General features: G+C 44.1%; 14 protein-coding genes. 13 read left to right on the plus strand and 1 reads right to left on the minus strand.

Annotated elements, in window-relative coordinates:
- The first annotated feature begins 77 nt into the window (after positions 1-77).
- From yqiS to lipB, 8 genes are all read left to right on the plus strand, one after another.
- Complete coding sequence (gene yqiS, locus EDD57_RS00680; protein WP_131847323.1) at positions 78-998, plus strand: phosphate butyryltransferase; 921 nt, start codon at positions 78-80, stop codon at positions 996-998.
- Between the two features lie 21 nt (positions 999-1,019).
- The gene (locus tag EDD57_RS00685; protein ID WP_131847325.1) at positions 1,020-2,114 is read left to right on the plus strand and encodes a Leu/Phe/Val dehydrogenase; all 1,095 of its coding nucleotides are present in this window, start codon (positions 1,020-1,022) and stop codon (positions 2,112-2,114) included.
- 30 nt (positions 2,115-2,144) lie between these two features.
- The gene (gene buk, locus EDD57_RS00690) at positions 2,145-3,227 is read left to right on the plus strand and encodes a butyrate kinase (RefSeq protein ID WP_131847327.1); all 1,083 of its coding nucleotides are present in this window, start codon (positions 2,145-2,147) and stop codon (positions 3,225-3,227) included.
- A gap of 17 nt (positions 3,228-3,244) precedes the next feature.
- Entirely contained in the window at positions 3,245-4,669 is a 1,425-nt protein-coding gene (lpdA, locus tag EDD57_RS00695; RefSeq protein ID WP_131847329.1) for a dihydrolipoyl dehydrogenase, read from the plus strand.
- A gap of 62 nt (positions 4,670-4,731) precedes the next feature.
- On the plus strand, positions 4,732-5,670 hold the full coding sequence (locus EDD57_RS00700) for a thiamine pyrophosphate-dependent dehydrogenase E1 component subunit alpha (RefSeq protein ID WP_131847405.1): 939 nt from the start codon (positions 4,732-4,734) through the stop codon (positions 5,668-5,670).
- 14 nt (positions 5,671-5,684) lie between these two features.
- Positions 5,685-6,668 (plus strand): alpha-ketoacid dehydrogenase subunit beta, encoded by a 984-nt coding sequence (locus EDD57_RS00705; protein WP_131847331.1) that lies wholly within the window; start codon positions 5,685-5,687, stop codon positions 6,666-6,668.
- Positions 6,669-6,709: 41 nt separating this feature from the next.
- Positions 6,710-8,032, plus strand: coding sequence for a dihydrolipoamide acetyltransferase family protein (locus tag EDD57_RS00710; protein WP_131847333.1), 1,323 nt, complete (start codon positions 6,710-6,712; stop codon positions 8,030-8,032).
- Positions 8,033-8,749: 717 nt separating this feature from the next.
- On the plus strand, positions 8,750-9,481 hold the full coding sequence (gene lipB / locus EDD57_RS00715; RefSeq protein WP_131847335.1) for a lipoyl(octanoyl) transferase LipB: 732 nt from the start codon (positions 8,750-8,752) through the stop codon (positions 9,479-9,481).
- A gap of 46 nt (positions 9,482-9,527) precedes the next feature.
- Here lipB and EDD57_RS00720 read toward each other — a convergent pair whose 3' ends face one another.
- Positions 9,528-9,713, minus strand: coding sequence for a hypothetical protein (locus EDD57_RS00720; RefSeq protein WP_131847337.1), 186 nt, complete (start codon positions 9,711-9,713; stop codon positions 9,528-9,530).
- Between the two features lie 354 nt (positions 9,714-10,067).
- Here EDD57_RS00720 and EDD57_RS00725 point away from each other — a divergent pair, with 354 nt between their 5' ends.
- The 5 genes from EDD57_RS00725 to EDD57_RS00745 all read left to right on the plus strand — a co-directional run bounded on the left by EDD57_RS00725 (position 10,068) and on the right by EDD57_RS00745 (position 16,285).
- Complete coding sequence (locus tag EDD57_RS00725; RefSeq protein WP_131847339.1) at positions 10,068-11,705, plus strand: acyl-CoA mutase large subunit family protein; 1,638 nt, start codon at positions 10,068-10,070, stop codon at positions 11,703-11,705.
- Between the two features lie 24 nt (positions 11,706-11,729).
- Positions 11,730-12,173: a cobalamin B12-binding domain-containing protein gene (locus EDD57_RS00730; RefSeq protein WP_243649386.1), complete on the plus strand. Its 444-nt coding sequence runs from the start codon at positions 11,730-11,732 to the stop codon at positions 12,171-12,173.
- Entirely contained in the window at positions 12,170-12,589 is a 420-nt protein-coding gene (gene mce, locus EDD57_RS00735; RefSeq protein WP_131847340.1) for a methylmalonyl-CoA epimerase, read from the plus strand. Before EDD57_RS00730 ends, mce begins: the two co-directional genes overlap by 4 nt.
- A gap of 11 nt (positions 12,590-12,600) precedes the next feature.
- Positions 12,601-14,145 carry an acyl-CoA carboxylase subunit beta gene (locus EDD57_RS00740; RefSeq protein ID WP_131847409.1) on the plus strand — a complete coding sequence of 515 codons (1,545 nt, stop codon included), beginning with the start codon at positions 12,601-12,603 and terminating at the stop codon, positions 14,143-14,145.
- 208 nt (positions 14,146-14,353) lie between these two features.
- Positions 14,354-16,285, plus strand: coding sequence for an ABC transporter permease (locus EDD57_RS00745; protein ID WP_131847342.1), 1,932 nt, complete (start codon positions 14,354-14,356; stop codon positions 16,283-16,285).
- Positions 16,286-16,297 lie beyond the last annotated feature (12 nt).

Raw genomic sequence — 16,297 nt, forward strand, 5'->3', positions numbered from 1 at the left:
TGACCAAAGGCTCCTATCTTGTTTTACCAAATGAATTACATTTAGCCACTTAGTTGGTCAAAGAGGTGTAGGTCATCATGAAAATGTTAACAACGTTTGAGCAAGTAGTGAAGTATGCAGAATCTCTTCCTTCTGTAACCGTAGCAGTCGCGGCAGCAGCTGATCAAGAAGTATTAGAGGCTGTGCTAGATGCTAAGAAGCATCGAATTGCCGACTTTTTATTGTTTGGAGATGAAGAGAAGATTCGCTCGATCGGCTCAGAAATTGGCTTAGATCTAGCGCCAGGGGAAGTGGTACATGCTACTTCGATTGCGGAGGCGTGCTTATTAGCAGTGACGGCTGTTAGTGAAAAGCGTGCAGATGTACTGATGAAGGGTATGGTACAAACTGCTGACTTTCTTCGCGCCGTACTAAATAAAGAAAAGGGCTTGCGTGCTGGAAAGGTGTTAAGTCATGTTGCTTCGTTTGAAGTTTCCGGCTTTGATCATCTGATCCACGTGACAGACCCAGCGTTAAATGTCTCTCCTGAATTAAAGGACAAAGTACAAATTCTAGAAAATGTAATTGATTTTTGTCATTCATTAGGTTTGCCAGAGCCGAAAGTAGCTGTATTAGGTGCGGTAGAAGTTGTAAATCCTTCTATGCAACCTACTTTGGATGCAGCGGCCTTGTCTCAGATGAATCGCCGCGGACAGATTAAAGGCGCGATTGTAGACGGACCTTTTGCACTGGATAATGCAGTATCGGTTGAGTCTGCTGAACATAAAGGCATCCATAGCCCAGTAGCAGGTAAAGCGGACGTTTTATTAGTGCCTGACATTGAAGCAGGAAATATTCTTTACAAATCGATGGTTTATTTTGCAAAGGCGAAGATTGGAGCGCTCGTACTCGGTGCCAAAGCTCCGATTGTGTTAACGTCACGAGCTGATTCCGCTGAAGCAAAGCTATATTCGATCGCTATGGCTGTATTACAAGCCGACCATTTCAAAAAACGGTAATAGTTGAAAGGGGATAGTCTGATGAAACTGTTTGACTACATGGAGAAATATGATTATGAGCAAGTCGTAGTTTGCCAAGATAAAAATTCTGGATTAAAAGCGATTATTGCGATTCATGATACAACACTCGGGCCTGCACTTGGTGGTTTACGCATGTGGACATATGCTTCGGAAGAAGAGGCTTTTGAAGATGCACTCCGTTTAGCAAGAGGCATGACATATAAAGCGGCAGCAGCAGGTCTTAACCTGGGCGGCGGGAAAACAGTTTTGATTGGAGATCCTAAAAAAGATAAGAGCGAAGCATTGTTCCGTTCACTAGGTCGTTATATTGAAGGGTTGAATGGACGTTACATTACGGCCGAAGACGTTGGAACCAACGTGGAAGATATGGATCTCATCCACCTGGAAACGAAGTATGTCACGGGGATTTCTCCAGCATTCGGTTCTTCCGGTAATCCGTCTCCTGTAACGGCTTTTGGAGTCTACAAAGGAATGAAAGCAGCAGCGAAAGAAGCATTTGGCTCTGATTCTCTAGACGGTCTTGTGGTAGCCGTTCAAGGTGTGGGAAATGTAGCTTACAGCATGTGTGAATATCTCCATAAAGAAAATGTAAAATTAATCGTTACAGATATTAATGAAGAAAACCTGCAACGGGCTGTAAATGATTTTGGGGCGATTCGTGTGTCTCCAGAAGAAATTTACGATGTAGAATGTGACATCTTTGCTCCATGTGCTTTAGGTGGGATCATCAATGATAACACCATTGAGCGTTTGAAATGTAAAGTGGTTGCTGGTTCTGCAAATAACCAATTACGCGAAGATCGCCATGGTGACATGCTAGAAGCGCGTGGAATGGTGTATGCTCCAGACTATGTGATTAACGCAGGTGGCTTAATCAACGTGGCAGATGAGCTACAAGGGTATAATCCAGAGCGTGCGATGAAAAAAGTAGAAGCGATCTATGACAGCATCCTACGTGTATTTGAGATTGCGAAACGTGATGGGATTCCAAGTTATCAAGCGGCTGACCGTATGGCAGAAGAGCGAATCGCTTCGTTGCGCCAATCTCGTAGTACCTTTTTACAAACAGAGCGTCATTCGCTCAATCAACGATAATATGTTCGGGATTGGTAAGGAGTGTTTGAAGTGCATGAAGTCTTACGGGTTCTGACGATAAACCCTGGATCTACCTCGACCAAAATAGGGGTATTTGATAATGAGAAACCGATCTTAGATATTACCCTGCGCCATAATGCAAAAGAGCTGGCTCAATTTCCGGAGTTAGTGAGTCAATATCCTTTTCGTAAACAAGTGATTTTAGATACATTGGATCGAGAGGGTATGAACATAACCCGATTTCATGCCATAGTTGCTAGGGGGGGCTTACTACGTCCTATCCCTGGCGGCACTTATGCTATTAATGACACGATGCTAGCAGACTTGCGATCAGGTCGCTACGGAATGCACGCTTCCAATCTAGCTGGATTGATTGCAAGTGATATTGCTAAGCAATTACAGATTCCTGCGTTTATCGTCGATCCTGTGGTGGTAGACGAATTACAACCAGTAGCAAGAATCTCAGGTGTCCCAGAGATTGAACGTCGTAGTATTTTCCATGCGTTAAACCAAAAAGCAGTTGCACGTCGTGTAGCGAAAGAGCAAAATAAGCGTTATGAAGATGTAAACTATTTGATTGTACACATGGGTGGCGGAATTACAGTTGGGGCCCATCAAAAAGGGCGCGTCATCGACGTAAATAACGGACTGGCAGGAGAAGGGCCTTTTTCACCAGAACGTGCGGGGACGTTGCCTGTGGGTGACTTAGTAGCTCTTAGTTATTCAGGGAAATACTTTGCCAGCGAGATTATGAAGATGATCGTGGGCAAAGGTGGACTAATGGGGTATCTAGGAACGACGGATGCACGGGAAGTGGAAGAGCGGATTCAAGAAGGAGATACAAGGGCCAAACTCGTATATGAAGCTATGGCCTATCAAGTAGCGAAAGAGATTGGCGCGTATGCCGCTGTATTAAAAGGGGAAGTAGATCAGATCATCTTGACGGGTGGCTTGGCTTACGGACAACTCTTTACCTCGATGATTCAAGAACGAGTAGAGTGGATTGCTCCAGTTAGCGTTGTGCCAGGTGAAGATGAACTACAAGCTCTTGCAGAAGGTGCTCTTCGTGTGTTACGTCAAGAAGAGGAAGCAAAACAATATCCACCACAGTAAAAGGAGACGAGAAGAGCATGGCAGAAAATTATGATCTCGTAGTCCTTGGTGCGGGGCCGGGCGGTTATGTAGCAGCTGTCCGGGCTACGCAACTAGGAATGAAAGTGGCTGTAGTCGAAAAAGAAAATGTGGGTGGAGTATGCTTACATAAAGGTTGTGTACCAAGTAAGTCTCTGCTGCGAAGTGCAGAAGTATATCATGAAATGAAAAATAGTGAGAGTTATGGAATCACAGCAGGTGATGTCCAGCTTTCCATGAACTTAGTACAAAAACGAAAAAATGAAATCGTTTCCCAGCTTCATAAAGGAGTCGAAGGACTTCTTAAGAAGAATAAAGTAGATGTTTATAAAGGATTTGGCCGTATTTTAGGACCTTCTATTTTTTCTCCTATGCCAGGCACCATTTCTGTGGAGAGAGAAGATGGCGGAGAATCCGATATGCTCATTCCCCAACATGTGATGATCGCAACCGGTTCTCGCCCGCGTACTCTACCGGGTTTGGAGATCGATGGCACTCATATCCTAAATTCTGATCATGCCCTACAAATGGAAACGCTTCCTAAATCAATGATTATTATCGGTGGCGGCGTGATTGGGATCGAGTGGGCTTCGATGCTAAGCGACTTTGGTGTGGAAGTAACCGTGATCGAATATGCAGATCGCATTTTACCGTTTGAAGATGCAGATGTTAGTAAAGAGATGACTCGTATTTTCAAAAAACGGAAAGTAAAAGTAGTGACAAATGCGAAGGTTCTTTCCGAAGAAGTGAAGGTAACAGATGGCTCTGTAACCGTTGTGGCTGAAAAAGATGGTAAGACAGAGGCATTTGAAGCAGAGAAAGTATTTGTTTCAGTGGGTCGTCAGGCTAACATTGAAGATATCGGTTTACAAAACACTTCTATCAAAGTGGAAAAAGGCGTTATTCAAGTAAATGACTTTATGCAAACAGCAGAATCTCATATTTACGCAATTGGGGATGTAAACGGCGGTTATCAATTGGCTCATGTGGCTTCCCATGAAGGAATTTTAGCTGTTGAACATATGGCTAGAAACGATGTACATGCGATTGATGCTGCGATGGTGCCGCGTTGTACCTACAGCCGACCAGAGGTAGGAAGCATCGGTCTTACAGAGCAAGAAGCAAAAGATCGCGGACATGAAGTAAAAGTTGGCAAGTTTCCATTCCGTGGAGTAGGGAAGTCGCTTGTATTTGGTGAGACAGATGGCTTTATTAAGATGATATCCGATGCGAAAACAGATGATTTGCTAGGTGTACATATTATTGGTGCACATGCGACGGATCTAATCGGTGAGGCTGGACTGGCTAAGGTTCTCGATGCTACGGCATGGGAGATAGCGCGGGCAATTCATCCACATCCTACGTTGTCAGAGGTATTTGGAGAAGTAGCACTTGCTGTAGATGGAAAGGCGATTCATGGTTAATTTGAGGGGGGATTTCCTTGAAACATAGAGAGTTAGGGTTAACAGATGAGCAAGCAGTTAGTATGTATCGATATATGTCGTTAGCGCGTAAAACAGACGAGCGTACTTGGTTATTAAACCGTGCAGGTAAGATTCCCTTTGTTATTTCTTGTCAAGGACACGAAGCAGCACAAATAGGCGCTGGATTTGCACTCGATACCGAGAAGGATTGGCTATGTCCGTACTATCGTGATATGGGTCTTGTGATGGTAATGGGGCAAACGGCTCAAGATTATTTGCTTTCTTCCTTTGCGAAAGCTGAAGATCCAAATAGTGGTGGACGTCAAATGCCGGGTCACTTTGGTGATCATCGTTATCGGATCCTTACAGGTTCTTCTCCTGTAACCACTCAGATGGTACATGCTACCGGAATTGCCTATGCAGGGAAACTAGATAAAAAAGATTTTGTCGTTCTTACGACATGTGGTGAAGGCTCTGCAAACCAAGGGGATTTGCACGAAGCGATGAACTTTGCGGGTGTTCATAAATTGCCAGTTATTTTCATGGTACAAAACAATCAGTATGCGATCTCTGTTCCTCTAGAGAAGCAAGTAGCGGGTGGAAGTATCGCCGCACGTGGTGCTGGTTACGGTATGCCGGGCGTCTCGGTAGATGGAAATGATCCATTAGAAGTATATCGTGCTGTGAAAGAAGCAGTGGAACGTGGACGTCGTGGCGAAGGACCAACCTTGGTAGAAACCATTTCCTATCGTTTGGTTCCGCATTCCAGTGACGACGATGATCGTACCTATCGTTCTCGTGAAGAAGTGGAAGAGGCGAAGAAAAAAGACTCGTTGTTCCAATATCGTCAGTACTTACTGGATCATGGTCTCTTAACAGAAGAGTCGGATGAGGCAATTCAAGCTGAGATTAAAAAAGAAGTAGATGCTGCTACAGATTATGCAGAAAAAGCAGCCTATCCAGATCCATCAGAAACCTATAAATACGTGTTTGCGGAATAGGGGGAACCATCAACATGGCAGTCATGTCTTATATCGAAGCAGTAACACTCGCGATGCGTGAAGAGATGCAACGAGACTCTCAGGTATTTGTATTAGGAGAAGACGTAGGTGTGCGTGGTGGAGTATTCCGCGCTACAGACGGTTTATATAGTGAGTTTGGAGAGGATCGTGTACTCGATACTCCACTTACAGAATCTGCGATTGCGGGTGTAGCGATCGGGGCGGCCGCTTATGGAAAACGTCCGATTGCCGAGATGCAATTTGCTGACTTTATTATGCCAGCTATCAACCAGATTATAAGTGAAGCGGCAAAAATCCGTTATCGTTCCAATAATAAGTGGTCTTGTCCTATGGTAGTACGTGCACCGTATGGCGGAGGAATCCACGGTGCTCTCTATCATTCCCAAAGTGTAGAGAAAATCTTTACAGGGGTACCGGGTTTGAAAATCGTAACCCCATCTACTCCTTACGATGTAAAAGGTCTGTTGAAATCTGCTATTCGTGATGACGATCCAGTTCTATTTTTTGAGCATAAACGTTGCTATCGCCTGATTAAAGGTGAAGTACCTGCTGATGATTATACGATTCCAATCGGCAAGGCTGATGTGAAGCGCGAAGGGACAGATGTGACGGTTATTACCTACGGGATGATGGTTCACTTTGCTCTGCAAGCTGCAGAACAGCTAGAAAAAGACGGAATTAGTGTACATGTTCTTGATTTGCGCACTCTCGTTCCACTAGATAAAGAAGCGATTTTAGAAGCAGTTGCCAAGACGGGTAAAGTACTCGTGGTTCATGAGGATAACCTGACAGGTGGTTTTGGTGGTGAAGTATCGGCGATTATCGCAGAAGAGGCATTCTTTGAGCTAGATGCGCCTGTACGCCGTCTTGCCGGTCCAGATGTTCCTGCTATGCCGTATAGCCCAACATTGGAAAAGGAATTTATCTTGAATCCAGATAAAATTGCCAAAGCAATCCGTGAACTAGCAGAATTCTAATTTTCATCATGTAAGCAGACGAAATTGAAGGAGGATTAGCGATGGCAACTGAAATTAAAATGCCTCAGCTTGGTGAGAGTGTCACAGAAGGCACCATTGCCAAGTGGTTAAAGAAACCGGGTGACCCTGTAGCCAAGTATGAAGCAATCTGTGAAGTTTCGACCGATAAAGTAAATGCAGAGGTACCTGCTACGTTTGAGGGAACGATGGTCGAAATCGTGGCGGGGGAAGGGGAAACCGTAGCGGTTGGAGAGATTATCTGTAAAATGGCGGAAGAAGGTGCGGAGCCAGTAGCTCCAGCCACTCCTGCTGTAGAAGAATCGAAACCAGCAGCAACGAATACTTCAGCCCCAGCTCCAGAAAAGGCAGCCCCGACTGGTAAGCGTGGTTCTGGTAGTGGACGCTTTTCTCCAGCTGTTTTACGCCTAGCGCAGGAAAATGATATCGATCTTACTCTTCTTACTGGTACAGGTGCAGGTGGCCGAATTACTCGTAAGGATATCTTGGCCGCTATTGAACAAGGCATTGGCAAAGTAGGAAGTGCGCCAACTCCACGGGCTGTTTCAGTGGAGGAGCCAGTTGTAGTGCCAACGCCTACTGTTGATGTAGATACAGCACTCTCTACGACCCCGATAGCTAGCAAACCAGCCGTGGGAGTTGTGACAGAAGAAGGCGATATCGAGATCCCTCTTACCAGTGTCCGTAAAACGATTGCAAGTCGCATGGTGCAGAGTAAACACGAGGCACCACATGCATGGACGATGATGGAAGTAGATGTAACCGGTCTCGTTGAACTGCGTAATAAGATGAAAAATGATTTTAAAGTGCGTGAAGGCGTATCGTTAACCTTTATGCCATTTTTCATCAAAGCAGTTAGTGACGCATTAAAGGAATTCCCGGTTATTAACTCCATGTGGGGTGGAGATAAGATTATCCAAAAGAAGCGGATCAATATCTCCATCGCAGTTGCAACCGATGATGCACTTTATGTGCCAGTGATTCCAGATGTGGACGAGCTTTCGATCTTAGGACTCGCTAAGAAAGTGAACACCTTAGCTCAGAAGACCCGTGCTGGTAAACTAGATTTAAGTGATCTACAAGGCGGAACGTTTACGGTTAATAACACAGGATCCTTTGGGTCTGTTATGTCCCAACCGATTATTAACCAGCCACAAGCGGCTATTCTCTCTTTTGAGGCGATTGTGAAGCGTCCTGTAGTGGTGAATAATATGTTTGCTGTACGAGATATGATGAACATCTGTATGTCGTTGGATCATAGGGTATTAGATGGTCTGGTGGCAGGACGTTTCTTAGCGCGTGTGAAAGAGCTTTTAGAGGAATATACGGTTGACTCGACTTTTTAATATAAGGGTTATTTTATGATGATGAACAGGTGCTCTGAGTAGGGAGTGCCTGTTCATTGTTCGAGGAAAGGAGTGATGGGGCTGGTTGGTGGGTGAGAGCAGGGAGTGTCTATTCGATACCTGCTCAATACCGATTCTGCAGAGATGTAAAACTGTCCGCTCCGCCATCCTTCGCTGGGGCAGGTGCAAAACCCGCAAAGAACGCTCAAACAAGTTGCACCAAAAGCGCCCCATGCTACGGATGGCTCCGCTAGGTCGGATCGCTAACATCGCCGGTATCGAATAGACACTCCCTCCTTCTTACACAAGCTGTGTGGTTTTTTTCGTAGGTTTGAACAACATTTCTTTGCTTGATCTATGTTAAATCTACTAGCAAAAGGTTCTTGAAGAATGTGAGAGGAACAGGGGCAATGTGTCTGACCACTGCGATGTTAGTGAGCCTGCTTAGCGTAGTCCTTCGAAGCAAGGGCGTTTTGTGGCAATGTTTGAGCGTTCTTTGCGAGTTTTGTCACTTGCCCGAAGCGAAGAAGGACGGAGCGGACTTGCTTTTCACATCCTCGCAGGCTCACTATTTGAGCTGTGGTCAGATACATGACCCGGGACTCTGATGTATTCACAGGTCCATTATGTAAGCCAGCTTTTAGATCTATTTAAATCACTTATGGTACAATACAATACGATACATATCACACAAAGCCTTACTAGGATGTGAGCAATATGTTTGAAGTACAACGACTAGGTCTCGTTCCATACCAAGAAGCCTGGGACCTACAAAAAAAACTCGTACACGAAATCGACCACGAAGGACTGCCCAGCCAGCTCCTTTTATTAGAACATCCTCATACCCTCACACTGGGCAGAGGAAGCCATACAGAGAACTTACTCTTTTCCAAAGAGCAGTATGCCGAGATGGGAATGGACCTCGTTGAGATTGACCGCGGTGGGGATGTTACGTATCATGGACCGGGCCAGTTAGTGGGTTATCCCATTTTTGACCTAGCCACACAGGGAAATGATGCCCATGCGTACTTGCGTCAATTAGAAGAAGTCCTCATCATTGCACTGCGCCGCTTTGGGTTGCAGCCAGGACGAAAAGAGCCGTATACAGGGGTCTGGGTTGGAGAAGAGAAAGTGGCGGCTATAGGAGTAAAATTTAATCGTGCTCGCACACGAAAAGGATACATCACCAGCCACGGATTTGCGTTAAATGTAAACAGTGACCTTCAGTTTTTCGAAACCATCATCCCATGTGGTATTCAAGAATACAGTGTTACCTCTCTTGAAAAGCTGCTGGGGAAAGAAATCGATTTTTCCCTCGTGATGGATTACGTGATTGAAGCAGTGGAAGAAGTATTTGGTTGGAAAGCGAAAGACGAGAGGCGTTTGTCTTCCTATGTAGTAGAGGATGAAGAGGATGTACTCAGTTGGATTCGAAGAGAGTATCAGTAAAGCAAAACCTCCACTTGAATATTCGAGTGGAGGTTATGTAATAAGTTTATAAACCAATAAGTAAGTCATATACGGATAATGCAGTTACCAATAAAGTTGCGGCTGCAAATCCACCACCTAGGATAATTCCACCTTTATTGCCGGTTCTCTTGTTAAAGAGGAATCCACGAACAGCAAACACACTGATGAGTACCATAATCGGTACCATAAAATATTGCCAGAATACGGACATACATAACACCTGCCTTCTGTTTATCACAAAGCCATTATCCATGTGAAGGAAAACCTATTTAGTAGGTCCAGTTGAAAAATACACGTATTATTGTACCCAATGGATTCATGATTGTCTATGGCTTCACAAACTTTGATGGGTACTCCTGTTATGTTTCTCTTTCTGATATAGTAAAAAGGATAGCCTAAATGGATGAAATCTAGTCGCATTTAAACTGTAAAGACTTTTTTATTAAATGTCAGAATGCATGATATTATAAGAAGGGTAACAATAAATGTAGGATTATAAATGGAGTAACTTCTTAATAAATCTTGTAAAACTTGTAAAATGGACGTATATAGGGGGGAGTTACGAATGACGCATCATGACCGTCACAAGTCGTGGCAAGAAAAAGGTGAGAAGGTACGTACAAAAACACCAGAGCGTAAGCCTGTTTTTACAACGCATTCTGAGATTGAGGTAGAACCACTCTACTACCAACATGTAGAGAATGTAGACGAAAAGGTAAGTTTTCCCGGGGAATATCCGTATACAAGAGGCATTCACCCCAATATGTACCGAAGCCGTCTATGGACGATGCGTCAGTATGCCGGATTTGGCTCCGCAACGGAGACGAATAAGCGTTTTCGTTATTTGTTAGAGCAAGGCCAGACTGGATTAAGTGTTGCTTTTGACCTGCCAACGCAAATTGGTTACGATTCCGACGATCCCATGTCGATTGGGGAAGTGGGAAAAGTCGGGGTTGCGATTGACAGCTTAGAGGATATGGAGCGGTTATTAGCCGAAATCCCGCTTGATCGGGTAAGTACATCGATGACGATTAATGCCTCTGCCGCTGTATTGCTTTCGATGTATATCGTTGTGGGAGAGAAGCAAGGCGTTCCTGCTAGTCAGATAACGGGAACCATCCAAAATGACATTTTAAAGGAATATATCGCACGAGGTACCTATATTTATCCTCCGAAGCAATCTATGCGACTTATCACTGATATATTTGCTTACTGTACAGAGCATGTGCCGAAATGGAATACGATTAGTATCAGTGGATATCACATTCGTGAAGCAGGTTCTACTGCTGTGCAAGAGGTGGCGTTTACTTTAGCCAATGGGATGGCTTATGTACAAGCCGCGATCGATGCCGGGTTAGAGATAGACAAATTTGCTCCGCGGTTGTCCTTTTTCTTCAATGCTCATAATAACTTCTTTGAAGAAATCGCTAAGTTCCGTGCCGCGCGTCGTATCTGGGCTGGAATTATGAAAGATAAATTTGGCGCCAAAAATGAGCGTTCTTGGCAGTTACGTTTTCATACGCAAACAGGCGGTTCCACATTAACAGCGCAACAACCCGATAACAATATCGTTCGTGTCACGGTACAAGCGTTGTCCGCTGTGCTTGGCGGAACCCAAAGCCTACATACAAATTCACGCGATGAAGCACTCGCATTGCCTACGGAAGAATCAGCTCGGATCGCCCTTCGAACACAACAAATTCTCGCGTTGGAAAGCGGTGTCGCGGATACTGTAGACCCACTTGGCGGGTCCTACTATGTGGAGGCACTTACTGATGCGATGGAAGAAGAGACGAATCGCTATCTAGAGAAAATCGAGCAGCTAGGTGGTGCAGTCTCTGCTGTGGAACAAGGGTTTATGCAACGTGAGATTCACCGCGTGGCACTGGAAACACAGCGAAATATCGAAAATGGAACAGAGATTGTCGTGGGCATGAATCAATATCAGATTGAAAATGAAGTCCAGCCTGAGCTATTACGAGTCGATCCTGAGCTTGGAAAGAAGCAAATTGCTGATTTACAAGACCTACGCTTACGACGCGATAATCAAGCAGTAGAAAGTTGCTTAGCGGCCCTACAGCAAGCCGCTTCAGGGACGGAGAATCTGATGCCGTTTATCATCGATGCGGTGCGAAATTATGCGACTGTGGGCGAGATTTGCCATACGATGCGAAAAGTATTTGGAGAATACCAACCATATTGATTCGTTTGAAGGAGGATATCTATTTTGTTGCGACCCATACGGATATTGATCGGGAAACCGGGCTTAGATGGCCATGATCGTGGAGCACTCATCATTGCGCAGGGGCTACGTGATGAGGGAATGGAAGTAATCTATACGGGATTACGACAATCACCTGCACAAATCGTGGCGATGGCGATTCAAGAAGACGTGGATTTGATTGGATTATCTTGTTTATCAGGAGCTCACATGGAATTATTTCCAGAGGTAGTAAGGTTACTGACAGAACAAAAAGCAGAAGACATTTTGGTTTTTGGAGGAGGCGTAATTCCACAAGAAGATATTCCAATCTTAAAGCAACAGGGAATTCGAGAAATCTTCACCCCAGGGACAACGATCCAACAAACGGCACAGTTTATTCGCCAACTGATGAAAGAAGAAAAAGGCTGGGAAGGTTCATTAACCAACTCTGGAGGTGCCCAGCTGTGAAACCCAAAAAGATTAGTCATATTGGGATCGCGGTTCGGAGTTTGGAAGAAAGCATTCCCTTTTATGAACAGCAACTTGGCCTTCCTCTTACTTCGATTGAAGTGGTGGAGAGTGAGCAAGTAAAAGTCGCCTTTTTTGATATCGGAGAGAGCCGAATCGAGTTGCTGGAACCTACGTCTTCGTCAAGTGCGATTGCGAAATTCATCGAGAAACGTGGAGAAGGGCTTCATCATCTCGCGTTAGAAGTAGAGGACATTCGCACATGCTTACAAAACTTGCGAGAGCAAGGAACCAGACTCATACACGAAGAGCCAAAGGCCGGCGCACATCAGATGCAAATTGCCTTTTTACATCCGAAATCAACCCATGGAACACTCATGGAACTTTGTCAACAGACCCTTGCTGAAACGGAGTGATCCTTGTGGACATGCATACTAAGATCAATGAAATGTACGAGCGACGTTGTAAGATTGAAATGGGCGGGGGAGACAAACGAATCCAAGCTCAGCATAAGCGTGGGAAGCTGACAGCACGGGAGCGAATCGACCTTTTACTTGATGAAAACACATTCGTAGAGCTAAATCCATTTATTGAACACCGCTCTAGCCACTTTGATATGGATCAGATGGAGGCACCGGGAGAAGGCGTCGTTACAGGATACGGGAAAGTGCACGGCAGAATCGTCTACGTATTTGCACAAGACTTTACGGTGTTTGGTGGCGCATTGGGAGAGATGCATGCCTTGAAAATCTCCCGTATGATGGATTTAGCCGCCCAAAATGGATGTCCTATTATCGGGCTAAATGATTCAGGAGGAGCTCGTATCCAAGAAGGTGTTATGTCGCTGGATGGCTATGGCCATGTCTTTTATCGTAACTCGATCTATTCGGGGGTTGTACCTCAGATCTCGGTGATCATGGGACCGTGTGCTGGTGGAGCCGTATATTCACCAGCGATTACGGACTTCGTGTTTATGGTAGAAAAGACTTCACAGATGTTTATCACAGGTCCAAAAGTGATCGAGACCGTTACTCGGGAGAAGATCAGCTCGGAGGAATTAGGCGGTGCTTCTGTCCATAGTAGCATTAGTGGAAATGCACACTTTACAGCCGCAGGCGAGCCGGAAGTGTTAGACCAAGTTCGGAAATTATTATCTTATCTTCCATCTCATAACCAAGAGAAGCCTGCTAGGAAAAAGTACGAGCAAGTCAAAGATGAATGGATCGAGGAACTGGCAGAGGTTGTACCGGTTGAGGGGACCAAGGTTTATGATGTTCGTAAGGTAATCGATCAGTTGGTTGACGATCACTCATTCATGGAAGTACAAGAGAAATTCGCTCGGAATATCGTCGTCGGCTTTGCCAGAATCGGCGGGGAGAGTGTGGGGATCGTAGCGAATCAGCCTAAGGTGATGGCAGGTGGACTCGATATCGATTCTTCCGATAAACTGAGTCGGTTTGTCCGTTTCTGTGACTGCTTTAACATTCCCGTTATCACGTTGATTGACGTCACTGGATTCTTCCCCGGTGTGAACCAAGAGCATCGAGGAATTATTCGCCACGGAGCCAAAATCTTATATGCGTACTCCGAAGCGACCGTGCCACGTATCTCTGTAATATTACGGAAAGCATTTGGAGGTGCCTATGTAGCACTAAATAGCAAAGGGATTGGCGCAGATATCGTGTATGCTTGGCCATCTGCTGAAGTAGCGGTGATGGGGCCAGAAGGGGCGGCCAATATTATCTTTAGTAGAGAGATTAACGAGAGCGAGGACCCTGAAGCCGTTCGTCAAGCTAAGATTGCCGAGTATAAAGAGAAGTTTGCGAACCCTTATGTTGCCGCGGCTTATGGCATGGTTGATGATGTGATCGATCCACGGGAGACACGCACTAAGTTAATGAGTGCACTAGAGTTATTGCGTGATAAGAAAGATACAAGGCCTTATAAAAAGCATGGAAATATTCCTTTGTAGATTTCGAGAAGATGTCTCTTCATAAATGGAGAGGCATTTTTTTGTGCTCTACATGGAAGTGTCTATCCAATCCTTACAAATGTTTAAGGTTCATGTAAGGTAATTTTATTCTCCCATTTTTCCTCTCCTGCTACACTAATTTCATCAACCAAATAACAGGAACATAGTAGCAACATGTACTAATTGTTACTCTAGGAGGAACTACAACATGAATTTTCGTCAGTTTGCATTTAATAATGTCAAACGTAACTCACGTGCATACTCTGCTTACTTTTTAAGTAGTGCGTTTGCCGTTATGATCTTTTTTACTTATGCGTTATTTATTTATCATCCCGAATTAGCAAAGTCAGACCTCGGTGAGGCTACGAAGATGGGGATGAAAGCAGCGTCTTATGTGACATTTGTATTCTCATTTTTATTTGTCCTTTATTCGATTAGTGCTTTCTTGAAAATCAGGAATAAAGAGTTTGGTGTTTTAACGATTTTAGGAGCACAGCGAAATCAGATTAATAAGCTAGTTTTCCTAGAAAATATATTGATTGGCTTTGGGGCGATTGTGACAGGAATTTTAGGTGGGCTTCTCTTTTCGAAAATATTTCTTATCTACGGATCTAAGGTAGTAGAGAAGGAGCTTTCACTGTACCTACCACTTAAAGCAATGGGACTTACAGTAGCATCATTTGCAGCTTTATATATCGTGATTTCTTTCATAACCCTGTTCTTCATCCGGCAAAAAAGAGCACTTGAGCTGTTGATGGGGACAAGTAAACCGAAGACAGAACCGAAAGCTCATATCTTACTTGTTCTGTTGTCAGTTGGCTTAATCGGCTCTGCATACTACCTATTGTATAAAGAATTTGAGAATATCTTCTGGGCTCTTGGGCTTGGGATCATCGGAACTTATTTCTTCTTTACTCAACTAAGTGTGTACTTGATGAGACTATTGAAAAGGAGTAAATCCTTCTTTTGGAAGGGTACGAGAATGTTATGGGTTTCTGAGATGGCTTATAAGATCAAAGATAATGCTCGGATGTTTTTTATGGTTACGATTGTGACCGCGATGGCTTCTGCTGGAGTAGGGCTTGTTTACTCCTTTGATCAAGATGCGAAAACCCGATTTAAAGAGACACCGTTTGCTATTGAATTTAATCTGTTTAAAGAGTATAAAAACTGGGAAGGTGAAATGAAGAAGATTGATCAAGAACTACAAGGTGCAGGACTCAAATTTGATAAGGTGATTAGTAAAGAGGTAGGTCTTGAGCTTGGTAATAAACAGTATGTAACGGTTATAAAAGAGTCTGAGTATACTCAATTGGCTAAGGTGCTTGGGCGAAAAGCTCCACAAAAATTGAAGTCTAACGAGGCGATCTTCCTAGCTAGTACACAATCAAAGGAACCGGAAAAAGTAAAAGTCGGACAAAAAGTATCGACATATAATCTCCAAATCGTAGGAGACATTGAAAAGTCGATAAATTACGCTTCTAAATTAGTGGTAAGTGATGAAACCTATAAACAAATTCTAGCAGATCAAGTAGAAAAAGCAGAGCAAGCAAAAGAAGACGATCGTCCACAGGAAAGTACATCTGTGTATTATCATGTTCCTGCTTGGTCTAATAAAGACTTTCCTACTTCCGATTCTGTTCAAGCGAAACTGAGTAACAAGTTGCAAAAAATGGGCCAAGAGCAGGAAGATAGCTTTATTGACACTCGGGCAGGGATGTATATTAGCTTCCAACAAGCACGTAGTATATTCTCCTTTATCGGTCTCTTTATGGCAGCTGTGTTCTCCGTTGCTTCAGCTAGTTTCCTATACTTTAAGCTGTATACAGATCTAAATCAGGATCAACGAATGTACCATATGCTTTCCAAAGTGGGATTAAGCACAAGAGATATGAAACGAACCAGTACGATTCAAATTGCGATGTTGTTCTTCATACCGATTATCGTTGCTGGAGTGGAAGCTGGAATTGGCTTACAGATTTTAAATAAACATATGGGTGCTATATCTGTAATGGATATGGTAACCCCATCCATAATTGGGATCTCTGGATTCTTTGTAGTTCAAGTTATCTACTTCTTCATTGTACGTGCTATTTATCTAAGACAAGTAAGTAAAGTTATGATTTCGACTGGAAAATAACACAGCATGATA

The sequence above is a fragment of the Baia soyae genome (assembly GCF_004341445.1).
Classification (GTDB): Bacteria; Bacillota; Bacilli; order Thermoactinomycetales; family Thermoactinomycetaceae; genus Baia; species Baia soyae.